Genomic DNA, 18,793 nt, shown 5'->3' with positions numbered 1-18,793 from the left:
AAAGGGCGGCCATCAGGCCGCCCCAATCCTTCATGAGAACACGTGACGGGAACTAGAAGCGCACCGACCAGCGCACATTCGCACTGTGGTCGCGGCTTTCACTGCCGTACTGGCCGCTGTAGCCCAGTTCCAGCTGCTGGCGCTCGGTCAGCCAGGCCGACAGGCCCAGTTCGGCCACCACCGCGTTGTCGGCGATCGGCGCGCCGTTGACCGCAAACGTCGTGCTTCCGTTGGCGAAGGCCAGGTTGGCGACCTGGCTGCGATCACCGGAAGCGCGGCGATAGCCGACGCCACCGCGCAGGTGCAGCCAGCTCTCCTGCTGGAACGAAGCCTTCAGTCCCTTGTCGAAGCGCAGGCCGGCAGTGGCAATCGTGGTTCCGGTATCGTCCACCTTGCCCTGCAGTGCCGCTGCTCCACCGCGTTCGTTGACGCGCTTGAGGTCCACTTCCACGCGTGCGACCTGCAGGTAGGGCTCCAGCCCGGCTTCCGGGCCACCGAAGCGGTAGCCGGCTTCGATGAAGGCTTGGCGGGTGCGGGCGTCGTAGCGCGCGCTCAGGCTGTCGCTGAAGCCTGCGAAGGCGACATCACGCGTGCTCTTCACCTCGTGCTTGCTCCACGCCACACCACCGCGCAGGCCGAAACCGCCCCAGTTGTGGCTGGCGTAGGCACCGAAGTGCGTGTTGTCGATCTTCGACTTGGCGCGACGCTCCTGCTGCTTCACGTCGGTGCGGCCCGTACCGGCCAGCACGCCGACCTGCCAGCCGGAGAATTCGCGGTCGATGCCGACCAGCAGGCCGTTGCTGTTGGCTTCGGTGCGGGCAGTGTTGACGTCACCGTCCAGCTTGCTGTTGCCACCGATGGCCTGCACCCATGCACCCGTCGCGTCACCCACGTCGCTACCGGGTGCGGCGGCGCCGGCACGGCGTGACAACGCGGCATCGCGCACGTAGCGGCTGCCCTCGACCAGGGCGATGGCCGTGGCCGGATGCAGCTCGCCGCTGAGGCCATCGAGCACGCCTCCAACCTGCTGCGGGAACAGCTGGGTCAGTGGTTTGGGCAGGCCCTGGGCGATCGGCAGCAGGTCGGCGGCGGCCGCCACGGCACGCTGGTTGGGCGTGTGCGCGGCGGTGGTCAGTGAAGCGCCACGGGCGACGTCGATGCGCGTGCCGTTGGTGCCGTAGGCCAGGCTGAACTGCAGGAATGGGGAGAACGCGCTGAAGTCGGTCTTGGCGAACTGGCCGTTGATGCCTCCGTCGGCACGCAGGAAGTTGAACTGCTCGCCGAGGTAGTACACACCCGGCTCCGGCAGCGCGACCAGTGTGCCGCCAAGGGTGGCGGTGCCGGTCACGTGCAACTGGTCACTGCGGCCACCCGGGGCCAGCTCGGCGGCATAGACGCCGGTGGCACCCTGCACGTAATTGCCGTTGATGGTCAGCGTGCCGATCGAGTTGCCCGGCGCGATGATGCCGTCCACGCGGGTATTGCCGAGCGTGCCGACGCCCTTCAGCAGGCCGTTGGCGCCGACCGTGGTGGTGCCGCCGGTCTGCGTGCCGTTGAAGGACACCACGCCGCCGTTGATCACCAGGTTGCTGTTGTTCAACACGCCGCTGGCGCTGACCGCGCTCACGCCACCGGTAGTGGTCAGTGCGGTGGAGACCAGGCTGCCGTTGAGCAGCAACTGGCCGCCCTGTACTTCGACCGCCGAGGCAAGCGTGTTGGCGCCGTTCAATTCCAGCGTACCGTCCTGCAGTACCGCGCCGTTGAAGCTGTTGTTGCCGCTCAGGCGCAGCCAGCCGATACCGGATTTGGTCAGCTTGCCAGGGCCACCGATGTCGTTGGTCCAGTTGTCCCAGGCATCGCCTTCCCAGACTTTCAGGCCGCCGGCCTTCTGGTTCATCACCACGTTGGTGTCCACGCGCAGCGAGCCGTAGCCCTCGATGGCCTTCTTCAGGTCCACCATGCCCCAGCCGTAGATCGGATCGATGCCTGCTGCACCCAGGTCGCGTGCGGTGGTCAGCAGCACGTCGCGCACCTGCGCGTTGTCCAGATAGGGGAAGCGCTCCATCAGCAGGCCGAGCGCGCCGGTGATGTGCGGCGCCGCCATCGACGTGCCGGTCTTGGTGCCATAGACGTACTGGGTATTCTCGCTGTCGATGATCAGCCGCACATAGGCGGAGGTGTTCTCGACGCGGCCCTGGATATCGCCGGACACGATGGTGCTGACGATGTCGGTGCCGGGTGCCGAGATGCACCAGTTGGCGGCAACGCCGCAGATGCTGGAACTGCCATCGATCACATAGTCGGTTTCGCCCGCAGCGGCGTTGGGCCGGCGGACGTTGGCGACCGCGAGCCAGTACGGTTCCAGTTCGGGCTTCCAGCGCGGCATGGCGGCCGTGATTCCGGCGACGGCGCCGCTGCCGTTGCCAGCCGACCACACCTGGATGAGGGTGGAGCCCGGGGTATCGCCATTGTTGGCGTAGATGCTGCCATACACGCCGTAGTCGGCACCGATGTTGGCGTACTGCTGGTCCAGCGCGGCGGCGGTCATGTTGCGCGTGGAGATGCCCCAGCTGTGGTTGATGGCACGCACGCCCTGCGCCTGGATCTGTGCATACATATCCAGCGTGGCGGCGTCATCCGGATCAGTGCGGTACACCGCGCGCGGGCGATAGTACTTGTCCGGATCCAGGCGCCACTCATAGTAGGTGTCGCCGAACACGCGGGCGGCGGTGAGATCCGCACCAAAGGCCACGCCATGCATGCCGGTGCCATTGCGGTTGGCGCCGATGGTGCCAAGTACATGCGTTCCGTGGTCGGCGTAGCTGAAGCCATAGGGCTGGCCGGCCGCGATCAGGCGTGCCGCGAGTGCGGCCGGAACGCCGGCACCGAGGCCGTAGTAGTTGTAGCCGGGCTGTTCGCCGCGGGTCTGCCCGCAGGCACCGGTCCCCGCGACCACACCCTGCGTCGCGCAGTCGGCACCGATGGTGATGCTGGAGGTATTGCGTCCTGCAAACTCCGGATGCGCCAGCGCGGAGCCCGAATCGAACAGCGCCAGGCGTACGCCCTTGCCGGTCAGGCCGCGTGCATAGGCGTAGTCCGCGCCCATCGCACCCAGGCCCCAATCGGCGTTGAACTCATCGCTGCGCCAGCTGGCCGGATCGCCCGGGTTGCCAAGAACGGCGGTGCTGCTGGCGGCAGGTGCAGCGGCCGTCGCTGCGGGTGCAGCGTTGGCAGCAGGCTGCGCCCATGCAGCCTGCATCTGGCGCTGCTGCTGCCAAGCCTCGAGTGATTCGCTGGCCATGGCTGGCAGTGCGGTGACCAGCAGCAGCGAGCTGGCGACGGCAAGCGCCAGCGGGCGGTGCGCCAGGGAGCGGGACGAACGGCCGTACAGCGGGTGATTCATCGGACAACTTCCTTGGTTGACGGACATCAAGGCCGTTAACGCAAAGGCATGGCGATATCCCCCAGTAATGTGAAGGGATTTTTATGAACGTGTTAATGTTGTGTGATCGGTGCATGACGTGGCTCCGCCGGGCCGGGCGCCGCGACCTTTCTTTTCGAGGCCTTGGAGCCGTCCATGCGTAGCGCATTGCGTAAACCACAGTTGGCGATATTGGGTAGTGCCGATCCTGGCAGCGACGCGTTCGAGCGCGCAGCTGAAGCAGGGCGTTTCCTGGCCGTGCAGGGCATCACGCTGGTCAGCGGCTGTGGCAGCGCCGCTACGCGGGTAGCTGCCGAGCAGGCGGTAGCCGCCGGTGGCCAGGTGCTCAGCGTGATCCCGGAAAGCGGCATGCCGGCAACCGATTGGCCCGCCACGGTGGTGGTGCCCTGTGGCATGGGCGATGCGCGCAACCTGATCATGGCCCTGGCCGGTGATGCCTGCATCGTGATCGGCGGGCGCGCCGGTACGATCTCGGAGGTTTGCCTGGCCTGGCTGCACAAGCGGCCGCTGCTGCCGCTGGTGGGGGCCGGTGGCTGGTCCGATGCGCTGCCGGACAACCCGCCGGACGAGCGCGGCAATTCGCCGATCCTGCCGTGGCGCAACATTGATGAGCTGGCCGGGCAGCTGCGTGTGCTGGGGTTGCTGCACCGCTGAGTCGAGCGGCATCGGCCTTCACCCAGCGTCCCGTGTGCAGCGCTAAGGTGGCCCGGCCTGGGATCACCAGGCTTATCAAGGAGCGATGTCGATGCGTACTTTCGGGAAAGTGATCGCCGGTGTTGTGTTCGCGTTGGCCTGCAGCGGCTCGGTGGCCGTGGCCGGACCGGTCCAGCCCTGCGATCTACCCTGCTGGAAGGCTTACCAGGCATGTGTGTCCGGTGGTGGTGATGCCATGGAATGCCAGTACGAATACGATCGATGTGTCATGGAGCGCTGCGGCGCGGTGTAAGCCCAGCCATGCTCGGCTGAAGACGGGCCCCGTCCGTGACGGGGCTCTTCTGTTCGTGCGCAAGGTCGGGCAGTCTCGACACATTCTTCCTGGTGGAGTGGAACATGGCCGTCAAGCGTGTCGTCGCCAACATCGCCACGCCCGATCCCTCACGTGCCGCTGCGTTCTATGGCGAGCTGCTCGGCATGCCGGTGGTGATGGACCATGGTTGGATCGTCACCCACGGCGGGCAGGGCAGTGCGCAAGCGCAGGTCAGCTTCGCCAGCGAAGGGGGCTCGGGCACGCCGGTGCCGGACCTGTCGATCGAAGTGGACAATCTGCAGGACGTGCTGCAGCGCATGCGCGCGGCCGGCATCGCGCTGGAATATGGCCCGGCCGACGAACCCTGGGGCGTGCGGCGCTTCTTCGTCCGCGATCCGTTCGGTCGGCTGTTGAACATCCTCGCCCACGCCTGAGCGGTGGATGGTGCCTCGCCACGCCTGACGGTGCGCGCGGGACGATGACCGTCTACCGGCGTGCTGGCCCTGCTCGCGGCATCCGGGCTGCTCCGGCAGCACAGGCGCGCCTGGACGCGCCGCGGTCAGCCCTGCTGGCGTTGTGGACCGTCCCTCGTTGGCGTCGCTTCGGCCGCTTGCCGCTGCTGCCGTGCATTGGCGTGGCGAGCGTGCCCGCCTTCTCGGCCGATCGCTGCCATGTGCTGGCGGTTGCGGCTGATCGCCTCGCCGCCCTTGCGGCCGGCCACGCGTGCCTCGGCCGGGCTGAACTCATGTGCATTGCCGGACGCATGCGCGGCGCGTCCTCCCTTTGCGGCGATCGCGCGCTGCTTGTCCCGGTCCATCGAGGCGAAGCCACGATGGGAAGTGCCGTGGTGCTGGTCGGCCATGGGAAGGCTCCCGTTGCATGGAAGGGAAGCTCATCCTTGCCGGTCCCCGGCTAACGGAGTGTCCGCACCGGTGCGGCTGCCTTCACGCCGCACCGTACTGCTTTTCACGGCGCAGATACGCCGCTGCGCGCATCGCCCTGCGTGGCTAGGATGAACTGCACCCTTCACCCAGGCCGGCGTGATGGGCTCGACCGAAGAGGAGTACGTGCTCGGCCATACAGCTCCTTTGGCCGCGCAGTGCCGCACGCTGGAGCTGCGCCTGGGCAACGGCGGCTGGACCTTCCCCAGCGAAATCGAAATGGCCGCAGAGCAGTAAGGCTTCAGCGCCGGCGGGCGTCCTGCAGGCGCTGCGCGAAGGGCCGCTGTGCGAGCGCTGCAAGGGCGTCGCGCAGTACCTGCTCCAGCGGCTGCCCCACATCGGCATCGAGGCTGCGCGCCGCTACGGCAGTGGCCTGCCATTGCCCCTGCAGCGCAGGCATCGCGCGCTGTGCGCGGGGGCTCAACTGCAGGATGCGTTCACGACCATCGTCGCCGCTGGACGCGTGCAGCCAGCCATCGCGCACCATCGCCGCCACGGTCTGGCTGAGCGCCGAATGGCTGAGCCCGCAGGCCGATGCCAGGTCCTTGATCCGGCAGGGGCCCTGCGCCATCAGCGTGCGCAGCACCGGTGTGTAGCGGGGCCGGTAGTCCAGTTGCAGGTCCCGGTAGGCCTGCTCGACCGCCGGGTCCAGCTGCTCGAGCAGGGCGCGCAGCAACGTGCCGAGCGTGGCGTGTTGGAGATCCATGACCAGGATGATATATAAGCGCTTATATATCTTCAACGCGGAGGTGGTTGATGGCCGTGTCCTGGATGCTCGCTGCGTTGCTGGCAGGGGCCTGCCCGGCGCAGGACGGCGTGCTGCGCGCGGCGGCCACCGCCGTGCAGGCGCAGTACCTTGACGAGGCGGAGGGCGCCCGTATCGCCGATGCCCTGCGCACCTGGTCGGTGCAGCAGCGCTATGCGGACAGCTGTTCGGATCCGGTTGCGTTCAGCGCACGCCTGAACCAGGACCTGGACATGTTCGATGGCCACTTCCATGTTGAACGCGTGGACGCAGCGGCCGGCCAGGACGATTGGTTGATGGCCTGGCGCGCCGATGCCCGCGGCAATGGTGCCGGCGTGCGCGAGCTGCGGGTGATGGAGGGCAACATTGGCTACCTGCGGCTGAGTACCTTCTATCCGCTGGATCTGGCGCGCCCGAAGTTCGCTGCGGCCCTTGCCCTGCTGGCCGACACCGATGGCCTGGTGCTGGATCTGCGCCAGAACGGGGGCGGCGACGATGCAAGTGCCGACCTGCTGGTACGCACGCTGCTGGACGCGAAGATCGACGCGGTGCAGCAGCTGGACCAGCGCGGCCGGCGCACGCCGGTACCGCTGCCGCCTGCCAGCCTGCCTGCGTACCTGAAACCGCTGGTGGTGCTGATCGACCGCCGCACCGGTTCGGCGGCCGAGTTCGTCGCCTATTCGCTTCAGGCACTGGGCCGCGCGCGGATTGTCGGCACGCGCAGTGGCGGTGCCGCGCATATGTTTGGTGATCCTGTGCTGCTGCCCGATGGCTATCAGATCAGTATTCCCGACCGGCAACCCATCAATCTGCGCACCGGTGGAAACTGGGAACGTACTGGCGTGAGGCCTGATGTGGCCGGCGGCGACGATCCGCTGTTCATCGCGCGGCAACTGCTGGCGTCTGCGAAGTCGTCAAGATGAACGCACGATTGCATGGCTGTCCTATCGCGGATGCGCGATTGCATGCCTAGAATCGAAGCATCCCGGTAGTTCCCGGGCGCTTCGAGTGAATGGACTCAATGAAGATTCTGTTGACCGGCAGTTCCGGCCGCATCGGGCGCGCGATCTTCGGTGCGTTGGCGGCCGCCCACGAAGTGGTGGGGCTGGACCGCAGTCCGTTTGCCACCACGCGCATCATTGCCGATGTCAGCGATCGGCAGGCCGTCGCGCGCGCGGTGCAGGGCGTGGATGCGGTCATCCATACCGCGGCCCTGCATGCCCCGCATGTCGGCCTGGTGCCGGATGCGGTGTTCCAGCAGATCAACGTGGAGGCCACCGCACACCTGCTGCAGGCGGCACGCGAAGCCGGTGCACGGCGCTTCGTGCTGACCAGCACCACTGCGTTGTATGGCCATGCCGTGGTGGCCGGTGGCTGCCGTTGGATCGACGAAGACACCGAGCCGCTGCCGCGCACGATCTACCACCGTACCAAGCTGCAGGCAGAGACCCTGGCCGAAGCCGCCGCCACGCCGGGCTTCAGCGTTCGCGTGCTGCGCATGGGCCGGTGTTTCCCGGAACCGCCCGAACGGATGGCGATGTTCCGCCTGCATCGCGGCATCGACGCCCGCGATGTGGCCAGCGCACATGCTGCACTGCTGCTCGACGAAGGCGCCCCGTTCGCGCGCTACCTCGCCTGTGCGCCGACGCCGTTCCGGCGCGAGGACTGCCTGGAGCTGGCCACGCACCCGCGCAGCGTGCTGGCCCGTCGCGCGCCGCAGCTGCTGGCCGAGTTCGAACGCCGTGGCTGGCCGCTGCCATTGAGCATCGACCGTGTCTACGATAGTGCCCGCCTGCGCAGCGAGCTGGGCTGGCAACCGTGCTTCGGGCCGGACGACGTGCTGCAGCAGTATGCCGTCGGCAGCATCGAGGTACTGCCGCGGGCACAGTGGATCAAGGACCGCGTGGCCGAGTGAGGGCATCGCGAGGGGGGAACGCTGAGCCGACCCTGAGCGGATTCAGGAATGTGCAGGCCGACCGCCTCAACCTCGTTGGCGGGCGGCCGCTAACCCAGTGCGCTTCCAGCGCCGGGCGCGCCCCGGCTGCCGGTGGCCTGCGCGACGGATCGCGCGCCTGCGCGGTGCCCTCGTGGTGCCGGTCGTCCTGAACTGCTTGCGGACCCTCCCATGTCTTCTTCCCGCTCTGCCACTGCCCAACGCCCGGGCAGCATCGCCCACAAGTTGATGCTGGGCACCGCCGTGATCGCGCTGCTGTGCTTCGGCCTGACCGCCTTCCTGATCTACCGGCAGGCCAGCGCCAGTCTGATCAGCGCCTCGCGCCAGACCATGACCAGCGAGGCCAACGCTGAGGCGCGCCAGGTGGCGGCTGATCTGGGCACCGCTTTCGCCAGCAATGACGCCATGGTCGAGGCCGTGCTGGCCCAGCGTGCCCGTGGTGACATACCCGACCGCGCCAGCCTGGCGGCGGTGCTCGGCGAACAGCTGCGTGCTCATCCTCAATGGCTGGGCAAGAGCACCATGTGGGAGGCCGATGCCTTCGACGGCAGGGATGCGGAGTTCGTCAATACCGAAGCACACGATGCCACCGGCCGCTACATGAGCTACTGGGCCTGGCAAGACGGCAAACCGCAGCAGTCGGTGATGACCGACTACACCGAGACTGCCAGCGGTTCCGGTGACTGGTACATGGTGCCCAGCCGCGACAAGCTGCCCAAGGTCAGCGAACCTTACGCCTATGACATCGCCGGCCAGAAGGTGCTCATGAGCACCCTGAGCACGCCGATCATCGAGAACGGCAGATTCCTGGGCGTGTTCACCGTCGACTTCTCGCTGGCAGCGCTGCAGAAGCACCTGTCAACGCTGAAGCCGATGGGGGCTGGCCGCGTCGAACTGCTGTCGCCCAAGGGCGTGGTGCTGGCCTCGGCCAATGCCGCCGAGATCGGCAAGCCGCGCAACGATGCCCTGACCCGCAGCATGCTGGCCGACATCGCCGCCGACCGTCCGTTCGAGGCCTTCAGCCCCGACGCGGCCGGCAACGTACGCGTGTATGTGCCGCTGCGCGTGGGCGACGCCCCGCAACGCTTCGCGCTGGGCGTGGTGATGCCGCATGCGGTGATCGTGTCTGAGGCACGCCAACTGCTGTGGCTGACCCTGCTGGTCGGCGTGATCGCCGCGCTGACCCTCAGCGCCGGCGTCTACGTGCTGCTGCGCCGCCTGGCGATCCGCCCGTTGGCCGAAGCGGTACGCGTGGCCGGTGATGTCGCCGCCGGCAAGCTGGACAGCACGCTGCCGGCGCGCAGCAACGACGAAGTGGGGCGCCTGCTGGACGCAATGCAGGGCATGCGTGGGCAGTTGCAGTCGGTGATGGCTGCGCAGGCCGAAATGGCGCGCCGGCACGATGCCGGTGAACTCAGCTATCGCATGGATGCTGCGGCCTTCCCGGGCGAGTACGGCCGCATGGTGGCCGACAGCAACCAGCTGGTGGCCTCCAGCAATGCGGTCACCCAGCGCCTGGTTGAAGTGATGCAGCGCTATGCCGTGGGCGACCTCAGCGTGGACATGGAAGTGCTGCCGGGCGAGAAGGCGGTGTTCACTGCCGCAATGGCGACCACCAAGCGCAACCTGGCCGCGATCAACGAGCAGATCCAGCAACTGGCCGCCGCCGCCGCCGCCGGTGACTTCGCCGTGCGCGGTGATGCACTGCGCTTCGAGCATGATTTCCGCCGCATGGTGGAGACCCTGAACACAATGATGCAGGTCAGCGACCACAACCTGGCGGCACTGTCGACGCTGCTGCGCGCGATCGCCGCCGGTGACCTCAGTGCGCGCATGCAGGGCGACTTCCACGGCGTGTTTGCGGTGATGCGCGACGATGCCAACAGCACCGTGCAGCAGCTGACCCAGATCGTCGGCCAGATCCAGCAGTCGGCGGCCAGCATCCGCCTGGCCGCCGGTGAAATCGCCGCCGGCAACAGCGACCTGTCGCGCCGCACCGAACAGCAGGCCGCCAACCTGGAAGAAACCGCCGCGTCGATGGAAGAACTGACCTCCACCGTGCGCCAGAATGCCGACCATGCGCTGCAGGCAAACACGCTGGCCGGTTCCGCAGCCAGCGTGGCCAGCGAAGGCGGCCAGGTGGTCAGCCAGGTGGTGCACACCATGGAGCAGATCGAAGCGTCATCGCAGCGCATCGCCGAGATCATCTCGGTGATCGATGGCATTGCGTTCCAGACCAACATCCTGGCGTTGAACGCCGCAGTGGAAGCGGCGCGCGCCGGTGAACAGGGCCGTGGCTTCGCAGTGGTGGCCAGTGAAGTGCGGGCGCTGGCGCAGCGCTCGGCGGGTGGCGCCAAGGAGATCAAGGAGCTGATCGACGCCTCGGTGGCCCAGGTCGGTGCCGGCGCGCAGCTGGTGCACGGTGCGGGGCGCACCATGCAGGACATCGTCGGTCAGGTCGGCCGGGTCAACGAGATCATGGCCGAGATCTCGGCCGCGTCGCGCGAACAGTCGGCCGGCATCGAGCAGGTCAACCAGACCGTAGTGCAGATGGACGAAACCACCCAGCAGAACGCCGCGCTGGTGGAGGAAGCCAGTGCCGCCGCCCGTGCGATGGAGGAGCAGGCCGAGCAGCTGGCAGTGGCGGTGTCGCGCTTCCGCCTGCAGGCCGAGCCGGAGGGCATGGCCCGCCGCGCGGCCTGATGCCGGAAACGAAGACGCCCGGCGGCTGCCGGGCGTCGGATGCATCCTTGCCGCGCATCCTGCGCAGGTCTGATGGCTCAGAACATTCCTTCAAACGGATTCCAGCTGGCGCGTCCTTCCACCTTTTCCAGGTAGTAGCTGTAGTTGGTGCTGGAGGCGACCAGCAGGTTCATGGCGATGAACAGCATGCGCCCGACGACATCCGGCAGGAACATGCTGACGATGGCCAGCGCGATGTTGATGCCGATCACCACCAGTGCCTTGCGCCACATGCCGAGAATCAGCAGGTAGATGGCACCGAAGAACAACGCGAAGAAGTTCAGGTTGATCTTCAGGCGGTCACCAAAGGACAGTGCCTTCCAGGCCTGCTTGAAGCCGGGGTTCTTGGGGGCGCCGTGCTGGCGGAAGAAGTTGAAGCGGAACTGCCACTTCGGGCTGAACTGGGACAGGTCGGTGGTATTCATTGGGAAACATCCCTGTGAGAAAACGTTTTCATGATAGGACAAGTCCTATTCAGGATCCAAGCGCTAGCGTCAAGAATGTGACGCCTGCCTTGTTCCCGCGCCTGCGGCCAAGCGCCGCGCCGTCACCCGCCCGCCTCGTTTTTAGGATAGGGTGCGCAGTTCCGCTGCCGCCCCGGCTGAACCCGTGCGGCGGCGGGATGTCCATGGAGGTTGCATGACCACAGCTGCTACACCGGAAAACGCACCGGGACCGGTGCTCCTGCCGACACCTGAAGTGGTGCAGGCACAACAACTGCTCGCACGCCAGCAACTGGCGGTGGCGATGGACCGTGCGCGCACGGCCGCCACGCGGGATGCGGCACCGACCGCGCTGGAAAGCGAGTAACCCGCAACACCGTCGATCGCGCTGGCATGTCGCCAGCGCGATCACGGCGCGTGCCGCCGGTCAGAACCGCGCGGTCATGCTCAGGAAGTAGCTGCGCCCGGCGACGAAGTAGTCGGTGGAGCCTTCCGCATACAGCTTCTTGTCGGCCAGGTTGCTGACGCCACCGCGCAGGGTCAGCACTTCGTTGACGTTCCATGCCGCGGTCAGGTCATACAGCGTATAGGCCTTGAGGAAGGTCGTGGCGGTGCCGGTCTGCCTGCCGGTGTACTGCGCCGACAGGCTGCCGGAAAACACCGTGCTGGGCGCCCAGTCCAGCGACGAATAGCCGGAGAACTCAGGCGTATCGATCAGGTTGCGGCCGGTGGTCAGGTTCCTGGCTTCCTTCATCCAGGTCGCCGAGGTGCGCCAGCGCCACTGCTCGCCGAAGCGGACGTTGAGGTTGCCTTCCATGCCGCGGGTGCGCGCGCGCTGTACGTTGCTCATGCGCGTCCACCAGATGCCATTGAACCGGCCCAGTGGTGCGTACTCGATCTTGTTCCGGAAGTCGGTGTGGAAATAGGTCACGCCGACATCGACCAGGTCATTGTCGAAGCTGATGCCGATCTCGCGGTTGGTGCTGGTCTCCGGATCCAGGTCCGGGTTGCCGGCCATGTAGCACCCGCCGCGGGTGTAGCCCAGCGGGATCAGCGAGGTGCAGCCGCGGCCCCCGGACTGGGTAGCGGCACTGGCCGAGTTCTCGGTCAGGCTGGGCGCACGGAAGCCCTTGGAGACGCCACCGCGGATCGTCCACTGTTCGGCAGGGTGCCACACCAGGTACGCACGCGGGCTGACGTGGCCGCCGAACTGCTCGTGATGGTCCAGGCGCGCGCCCACGGTCAGGGCCAGGGTGCGGTGCAGTTTCAGCTCGTCCTCGGCAAACAGCGCCCAGGTGTCCACGTCCAGAGTGGAGCCGCTGACCGCGTTGCCGGCATAGTCGATCGGCGCGCGGCCGATGGTGTCGGTGTTGGTCAGCTCCTGCCGCTTCCATTGGCCGCCTACGGCGAACTGGTGTTCAACGCCGAGGGTGAACGGCGTGGTCAGGCTGCCCTCGATGATCGTATCGGTGGCTTCGGAACGGCCGGCAGCACCGATGTCGTTCCTGTACTCGGTCCAGTACGCACTGATCTTCGAATTGCCGAAGCGCCACTTGCCATCGTGGTTGAGCGCCAGCGAGCTGCGCTTGAGCTCACTGGCACCCCAGGCACCTTCGTCCTGCTTTTCCAGCGACGCATCGATGAAGGCCTGCTGCACGCCGTGCCCGGCTTCCAGCGACAGTTCCTGTGCGTCGCTCAGCTTCCACTGCAGCAGCGCATCGACATTGCGGTCCTTTTCGCCCGCGTAGGCATTGCCGGAGACACCGCCGTTGGAGCGGTCCGAATCGCGGCGCATGCTGTTGGCACCGATGCGCAGGCCGAAGCGTTCGCCCAGCGGTCCGGAGAACGTGGCGCCGATCTGCTGGGTATCGCCGCGCTTGCCGTCAGCCGGGCGGGTGTAGCTGTGGGTGGCGCTGCCGTTCCATTCGTCGCCGATGCGCCGGGTGATGATGTTGATCACCCCGCCCATCGCATCGGAGCCATACAGCGACGACATCGGCCCGCGCACCACTTCGATGCGCTCGATCTGGTCCGGCGAGATCCAGTTCAGGTCCTGGCGGCCGAGGTCGGGGCGATAGTTGGTCGAGGCCGAGCTGCCCATGCGCTTGCCGTCCACCAGCACCAGCGTGTAGTTGGACGGCATGCCACGCAGCTTGATCTTGGACTGCTCGCCGACGGCGCTGAGGCCGCCGGTCACGCCCGGTACGCGGCTGAGCAGGGCGGCCAGGTCCGGCACCGGCTGGCGCTCGATGTCCTCACGACTGATCACGCTGATGCTGGCCGGGGCATCCTTGATCCACTGCTGGCTGCCTGAAGCCGTGACCACCACGGTATCCAGGTCCTTGGTGGAGGCATCGGCGGCGGCCTCTGCGGCGGCCAGGCCGGGCAGGGCCAGCAGGCAGGCGGTGGCCAGGCGGGTGCGCGGCAGGCGCGCGGAACGGGAACGGGACGACAGGGACATGACGGCTTCCATGGGAGGTGGGGTGACCCGGTGGAAGCAGCAGGCGCAGGCAGACAGCAGGCAGCCCCCCCCTTCCGTGGGTCGTCGGGTGCGCGGTCAGGACCGGCGCAGCTGGGTGGGTCGCGGCCGTGCGGAAGACGGTGACCTGCCCGGTTGATTAAATGATAACCGTTCGCGTTTGTTACGATCCAGTACCGGGGGCGATGCAGTGACATCTGGCCATGCCCTGGCGTGATCGCCTGCTATTTGCTGAATGGGGACAAATCCCGGTGTAGACCTTCGCACCCGGCTTACATTCTGGGCCCTAGACTGGGCCGCATTTTCGATTCCGCCCCGTTGGAGATCGTGTGGGTTCCGGTAGTGACAGACATCGACTGTGCGGCGTGAGGCCGACACAGCCAGGACAAGTGCGGGCGCCGGGAAAGCGCGCCGGGAACCTTGGTGCATGCAGCCCGGCCGGGATGGCCGGCCGTGCCGACGGCGCGGAGTAAGCGACGATGGGGGTGCAGACCATCCATGCGGAAGCAGGAACGCCCCGGCTCGATGCCGGCTGGGCGCTGCTGCCCGCTGAATCGCCGTTGCCGATGCCCGAACAGACCCTGCGCGAAGGCGCGCTGAAGGTCCGGCGGCATCGCACCTCGCCGCGCTTGATCGGCCTGCGCCGGCTGTACCTGTTTGGTGGCACGCTCGGCATGACCGCCTTGGCTACGCGGATGATGTGGCGGGTGCTGTCGGCCAATGGCATCAGCGTGCTCGAAGCCTGCCTGCTGGTGCTGTTCGTCGGCCTGTTTGCCTGGATCGCGCTCTCGTTTGCCAGTGCCCTGGCCGGCTTCCTGACGGCTGTGTTCGACCGGGGCTATCGGCTCGGCATCGACCCGGACAAGCCGTTGCCGGTCGTGCACAGCCGTACTGCGCTGTTGATGCCGACCTACAACGAAGACCCGCGCCGCCTGCTGGCGGGCCTGCAGGCGATCTACGAGTCGGTGGCGGCCACCGGCCAGCTCGACCGCTTCGACTTCTTCGTGCTCAGCGACACCCGCCGCGAGGACATCGCCGCTGCCGAGGAACAGGTGTTCGCCGAGCTGCGCGAGCGTGTGCCGGAGGGGCAGACGCGCCTGTTCTATCGTCGACGTGGTGACAACAGCGGGCGCAAGGCCGGCAACATCGCTGACTGGGTCCGCCGCTTCGGCGGTGCCTACCCGCAGATGCTGATCCTTGACGCCGACAGCCTGATGACCGGCGACAGCATCGTGCGCCTGGTGGCCGGCATGGAACACAACGCCGACGTCGGACTGATACAGACCCTGCCGTCAGTGATCGGCGGCCGCACCCTGTTCGCGCGCATGCAGCAGTTCGGTGGCCGCGTGTACGGGCCGGTGATCGCCCGCGGCGTGGCCTGGTGGCACGGCGCCGAGAGCAACTACTGGGGCCACAACGCCATCATTCGCACCCGCGCCTTCGCCGACCACGCCGGCCTGCCGGCGCTGCCGGGGCGCAAGCCGTTCGGCGGCCACGTGCTCAGCCACGATTTCGTCGAAGCGGCGCTGATGCGTCGTGGCGGCTGGGCCGCGCACATGGTGCCCTACCTCGGTGGCAGTTACGAGGAAGGCCCGCCGACGCTGACCGACCTGCTGGTGCGCGACCGTCGCTGGTGCCAGGGCAACCTGCAGCATGGCAAGGTGGTCGGCAGCCGCGGGCTGCACTGGATCAGCCGCACGCACATGCTGATCGGCATCGGCCACTATTTCACCGCACCGATGTGGGCGATGCTGATGCTGATCGGCATCGCCATCCCGCTGTTCCAGGAAGGCATCGATTTCAACGCCCTGCTGCACCTGTCGCCCAGCGTGTACTGGCGCGCACAGGATGAAGAACAGGTGGTGCGCCTGTTCGCCGCCACCATGGCGGTGCTGCTGCTGCCCAAGGTGCTCGGCTACCTGGCAATGCTGCTGGACCCGGTCGACCGCCGCGGTTGTGGCGGTCCGATCCGTGCCTTCGTATCGATGCTGGTGGAAACCGTGCTCGCCGCGCTGATGGCGCCGGTGGTGATGTACGTGCAGTCACGCGGCGTGGCCGAAGTGTTGTCCGGGCGCGATTCCGGCTGGGACGCGCAGCAGCGTGACGACGGCGGCATCTCGTGGATGGCGTTGATCCGTGGCTACGGTGGCCTGGGTGTGTTCGGCGCCTTCATGGGCGTGCTGGCCTGGGCGGTATCGCCGTCGCTGGCGGCCTGGATGGCGCCGGTGGTGATCGGCATGGTTCTGGCCGTTCCGGTGGTGGCGCTGACCTCCTCGCGCGGCCCCGGTGCTTTCCTGCATCGCCTCGGCCTGCTCGATATCCCCGAAGAGAACATCCCGCCACCGGTGCTGGTACGCGCCGCGCAGCTGCGGCGGGAAGCGGCCGAGCAACCGCCGCTGTACTGATTGCCCCGCGCCAGCGGCATAATGCGGCTCGAACTTGAAGGAGCCGCATCATGCTGCAAACGGTGGAACAGGAAACCGGCGCCTCGCCGCAGTGGTCGGTGATCTGGTTGCACGGCCTCGGCGCCGACGGCCATGATTTCGCGCCGATCGTGCCGGAACTGGTGCGGCCGCACTGGCCGGCGCTGCGCTTCGTGTTCCCGCACGCACCCGTGCGGCCGATCACGATCAACAACGGCGTGCCGATGCGCGGCTGGTACGACATCGTGGGCATGGACTTCCGTTCGCGCGCCGACATGGCCGGCGTGCAGGAATCGGTGGTGCAGCTGGACGCACTGATCGCGCGCGAGATCGAGCGCGGCATCGCGCCGGAGAAGATCTTCCTGGCAGGCTTCTCGCAGGGTGGGGCGATCATCCTGACGGCCGCGCTCTCGCGTACCGCGCCACTGGCCGGCCTGATCGCGCTGTCCACCTATCTGCCCGAAGCCGGCAGCGCCACGCGTGTTGGCGGCGCGGTGCAGGTGCCGGTGTTCATGGCCCATGGCAGTGGCGACCCGGTGATCCCGCAGGCCGTCGCCGCGCACAGCGCGCAGGCACTGCGTACGCTGGGCCTGGATGTGGCGTGGCACAGTTACCCGATGGCCCACCAGGTCTGTGCCGAGGAGATCCAGGCACTGGGTGACTGGCTGCAGGAACGCCTGGGCGCCGCCTGAGCCATGTCGCCGGCCAGCACACCGCCGTGGATGCCGGAACTGTGCCGCCTGCCACGGCTGGCGGCGATGCTCGGCCTGGCCGAGCTGGTGGTGGTGGTACTGGCGCTGGCGCCGGACGGCAGCCGTCACTGGACCTTCGGCGAACTGCTGTCGGCCAGCGGATTCGCGCTGTGGCTGGCGCTGGCGGTGACCGCCAGCCTGTGCCTGCTGCGGCAGGCGCTGTCCAGGCTGCCGCAGGTGCTGGGGGCGGTCGCTGCCATCGCACTGGCGACCCTGATCGCGGTGGTCTGTGCCGGCATCGTGCACGCCTTGTACGCGGTGCTGGGCGACAGCTTCGCCAGTGGCATCGGCTTCTGGCGTTTCACCCTCGGCAGCGCGGCAACCACGGCGCTGATCGCCGCGCTGGCGCTGCGCTACTTCTACGTAAGCGATCGCTGGGCCGCGCAGGTGCAGGCCAACGCGCGCGCGCAGGCCGACGCGCTGCAGGCGCGTATCCGCCCGCATTTCCTGTTCAACAGCATGAACCTGATCGCCAGCCTGCTGCATCGTGACCCGGCAGTCGCCGAGCGCGCGGTGCTCGACCTGTCCGATCTGTTCCGTGCCGCGCTGGGGGCGGGCGAGGGCGATTCCACCCTGCGCGACGAATGCGAGCTGGCAGAGCGCTACCTGTCGATCGAATCGCTGCGCCTGGGCGAACGCCTGCAGGTGCGTTGGCAGCGCGACGAGCCGCTGCCATGGGACCTGCCCTTGCCAAGGCTGGTACTGCAGCCGCTGGTGGAAAATGCCGTGCTGCATGGCATCTCGCGCCTGCCCGACGGCGGCACCATCGAACTGCAGCTGGCGCGCGAGGGCAATGAGCTGCAGATCCGCGTACGCAACCCGGCACCCGATCCGCAGGCGCCGGGACTGGCGCTGGCACGCGGCGCCGGCCATGCCCAGCACAGCATCGGCCATCGGCTGGCCTGGCGCTTCGGCAGCACCGCGCGGATGACGGCTGGCTGGAGCGAGGGCTACTATGCCTGCCAGGTGACAGTGCCGATCCAGTGAGGGAACGATCGTGAGGGTAGTCATTGCCGACGACGAGCCGCTGGCGCGCGAGCGCCTGCGCAGCCTGTTGGCGGCACAGGACGGCGTGGACGTGGTGGCCGAGGCCGGCAACGGTGAGCAGGCCCTGCACGCGTGCGCGGAGCTGCAGCCGGACCTGGTCCTGCTGGATATCGCGATGCCCGGGCTGGATGGCCTGGAAGCGGCCCGCCACCTGGCCAGTTTCGAACCCCGGCCAGCGGTGGTGTTCTGCACCGCCTACGATGCGCATGCGCTGTCGGCGTTCGAGGCCGCAGCGATCGACTACCTGATGAAGCCAGTGCGTGCCGAACGGTTGGCGGCGGCGATCGCGCGTGCGCGCACGTTCCTGGCCGGCCGCGGTGGCCGGCCACAGGAGCACAGCGGGCAGCAGGCACGCAGCGTGCTGTGCGCACGCCTGCGCGGCAGCCTGCGCCTGATTCCGCTGGACGATATCCACTACCTGCAGGCCGAGGAGAAGTACGTGGTGGTGCACCACGCGCGCGGCGAGGACCTGATCGAGGAATCGCTGAAGTCGCTGGAAGAAGAGTTCGCCAGTCGTTTCATCCGCATCCATCGCAACTGCCTGGTGGCGCGCCACGAGCTGGTGGAGCTGCGTCGGGGCTCGGGCGGGCAGGTGCAGGCGGTGTTGCGGCATGGCAAGCAGCCGCTGGAAGTCAGCCGCCGGTGCGTGGCGACGCTGAAGCAGGAACTGCGGCACTTGTGAGAGTTCCGCGCGGCCTGCGGCCGCGACTGCTGTGAAATCAACAGCAACAGCAACAGCAACAGCAACAGCGGGTCATGGCTCGTTGTTTCTACGTGCTGGGTTGGGCCGGGGTGGGGCGGCGGGACACGCTGCAAGTACATCCATGTAAGCTCGATGGCGCCATCCATGGCGCCAAC

At 67.5% G+C, this 18,793-nt stretch carries 17 protein-coding genes; 12 read left to right on the top strand and 5 right to left on the bottom strand.

What is annotated here, in order from left to right:
- Positions 1–52 precede the first annotated feature (52 nt).
- Entirely contained in the window at positions 53–3,403 is a 3,351-nt protein-coding gene (locus ACM0PY_RS08770; RefSeq protein WP_134970933.1) for an autotransporter domain-containing protein, read from the bottom strand.
- 174 nt (positions 3,404–3,577) lie between these two features.
- Here ACM0PY_RS08770 and ACM0PY_RS08765 point away from each other — a divergent pair, with 174 nt between their 5' ends.
- The 3 genes from ACM0PY_RS08765 (at position 3,578) to ACM0PY_RS08755 (ending at position 4,843) form a co-directional block, all read left to right on the top strand.
- Positions 3,578–4,096 carry an SLOG cluster 4 domain-containing protein gene (locus ACM0PY_RS08765; protein ID WP_180885047.1) on the top strand — a complete coding sequence of 173 codons (519 nt, stop codon included), beginning with the start codon at positions 3,578–3,580 and terminating at the stop codon, positions 4,094–4,096.
- Between the two features lie 91 nt (positions 4,097–4,187).
- Positions 4,188–4,388, top strand: coding sequence for a hypothetical protein (locus tag ACM0PY_RS08760; RefSeq protein ID WP_061478113.1), 201 nt, complete (start codon positions 4,188–4,190; stop codon positions 4,386–4,388).
- Between the two features lie 104 nt (positions 4,389–4,492).
- A complete protein-coding gene (locus ACM0PY_RS08755; protein WP_072167239.1) occupies positions 4,493–4,843 on the top strand; it encodes a VOC family protein in 351 nt (116 codons plus the stop codon).
- Between the two features lie 125 nt (positions 4,844–4,968).
- On the opposite strand, the gene ACM0PY_RS08750 is transcribed toward ACM0PY_RS08755, so the two are convergent.
- Entirely contained in the window at positions 4,969–5,271 is a 303-nt protein-coding gene (locus tag ACM0PY_RS08750) for a KGG domain-containing protein (protein WP_180885045.1), read from the bottom strand.
- A gap of 181 nt (positions 5,272–5,452) precedes the next feature.
- On the opposite strand from ACM0PY_RS08750, the gene ACM0PY_RS08745 reads away from it, so the two are divergent.
- Complete coding sequence (locus ACM0PY_RS08745) at positions 5,453–5,587, top strand: hypothetical protein (protein ID WP_258013315.1); 135 nt, start codon at positions 5,453–5,455, stop codon at positions 5,585–5,587.
- A gap of 4 nt (positions 5,588–5,591) precedes the next feature.
- Here the strand turns inward: ACM0PY_RS08745 and ACM0PY_RS08740 are convergent, their stop codons facing one another.
- Complete coding sequence (locus ACM0PY_RS08740; RefSeq protein WP_180885043.1) at positions 5,592–6,056, bottom strand: MarR family winged helix-turn-helix transcriptional regulator; 465 nt, start codon at positions 6,054–6,056, stop codon at positions 5,592–5,594.
- A gap of 50 nt (positions 6,057–6,106) precedes the next feature.
- Here ACM0PY_RS08740 and ACM0PY_RS08735 point away from each other — a divergent pair, with 50 nt between their 5' ends.
- The 3 genes from ACM0PY_RS08735 to ACM0PY_RS08725 all read left to right on the top strand — a co-directional run bounded on the left by ACM0PY_RS08735 (position 6,107) and on the right by ACM0PY_RS08725 (position 10,752).
- Entirely contained in the window at positions 6,107–7,018 is a 912-nt protein-coding gene (locus ACM0PY_RS08735) for a S41 family peptidase (protein ID WP_180885041.1), read from the top strand.
- Positions 7,019–7,116: 98 nt separating this feature from the next.
- On the top strand, positions 7,117–8,010 hold the full coding sequence (locus ACM0PY_RS08730) for an NAD-dependent epimerase/dehydratase family protein (protein WP_180885039.1): 894 nt from the start codon (positions 7,117–7,119) through the stop codon (positions 8,008–8,010).
- Between the two features lie 210 nt (positions 8,011–8,220).
- The gene (locus ACM0PY_RS08725; protein WP_414609396.1) at positions 8,221–10,752 is read left to right on the top strand and encodes a methyl-accepting chemotaxis protein; all 2,532 of its coding nucleotides are present in this window, start codon (positions 8,221–8,223) and stop codon (positions 10,750–10,752) included.
- A gap of 77 nt (positions 10,753–10,829) precedes the next feature.
- On the opposite strand, the gene ACM0PY_RS08720 is transcribed toward ACM0PY_RS08725, so the two are convergent.
- Entirely contained in the window at positions 10,830–11,216 is a 387-nt protein-coding gene (locus tag ACM0PY_RS08720; protein ID WP_014648516.1) for a DUF2628 domain-containing protein, read from the bottom strand.
- A gap of 214 nt (positions 11,217–11,430) precedes the next feature.
- Between ACM0PY_RS08720 and ACM0PY_RS08715 the strand changes: the two genes are divergently transcribed.
- On the top strand, positions 11,431–11,601 hold the full coding sequence (locus ACM0PY_RS08715; protein ID WP_172412093.1) for a hypothetical protein: 171 nt from the start codon (positions 11,431–11,433) through the stop codon (positions 11,599–11,601).
- Positions 11,602–11,661: 60 nt separating this feature from the next.
- Here ACM0PY_RS08715 and ACM0PY_RS08710 read toward each other — a convergent pair whose 3' ends face one another.
- Positions 11,662–13,695 carry a TonB-dependent receptor domain-containing protein gene (locus tag ACM0PY_RS08710; protein WP_180885037.1) on the bottom strand — a complete coding sequence of 678 codons (2,034 nt, stop codon included), beginning with the start codon at positions 13,693–13,695 and terminating at the stop codon, positions 11,662–11,664.
- 497 nt (positions 13,696–14,192) lie between these two features.
- Here ACM0PY_RS08710 and mdoH point away from each other — a divergent pair, with 497 nt between their 5' ends.
- Genes mdoH through ACM0PY_RS08690 form a run of 4 tightly spaced genes read left to right on the top strand, consistent with a single transcriptional unit; the run spans position 14,193 to position 18,617 of the window.
- Positions 14,193–16,118: a glucans biosynthesis glucosyltransferase MdoH gene (mdoH, locus tag ACM0PY_RS08705; RefSeq protein ID WP_134970919.1), complete on the top strand. Its 1,926-nt coding sequence runs from the start codon at positions 14,193–14,195 to the stop codon at positions 16,116–16,118.
- A 50-nt stretch (positions 16,119–16,168) separates the two neighbouring features.
- Positions 16,169–16,828 (top strand): alpha/beta hydrolase, encoded by a 660-nt coding sequence (locus ACM0PY_RS08700; protein ID WP_180885035.1) that lies wholly within the window; start codon positions 16,169–16,171, stop codon positions 16,826–16,828.
- 3 nt (positions 16,829–16,831) lie between these two features.
- On the top strand, positions 16,832–17,875 hold the full coding sequence (locus ACM0PY_RS08695) for a sensor histidine kinase (protein ID WP_180885033.1): 1,044 nt from the start codon (positions 16,832–16,834) through the stop codon (positions 17,873–17,875).
- 10 nt (positions 17,876–17,885) lie between these two features.
- A complete protein-coding gene (locus ACM0PY_RS08690; protein WP_061478104.1) occupies positions 17,886–18,617 on the top strand; it encodes a LytR/AlgR family response regulator transcription factor in 732 nt (243 codons plus the stop codon).
- The last annotated feature ends 176 nt before the right edge of the window (positions 18,618–18,793 follow it).

Origin of the sequence: Stenotrophomonas sp. BR163, assembly GCF_047520985.2 — a bacterium.
Classification (GTDB): domain Bacteria; phylum Pseudomonadota; class Gammaproteobacteria; order Xanthomonadales; family Xanthomonadaceae; genus Stenotrophomonas; species Stenotrophomonas sepilia.
The sequence above is the reverse complement of the archived record's forward strand: the minus strand, read 5'-3'. Positions and strand labels throughout refer to the sequence as shown.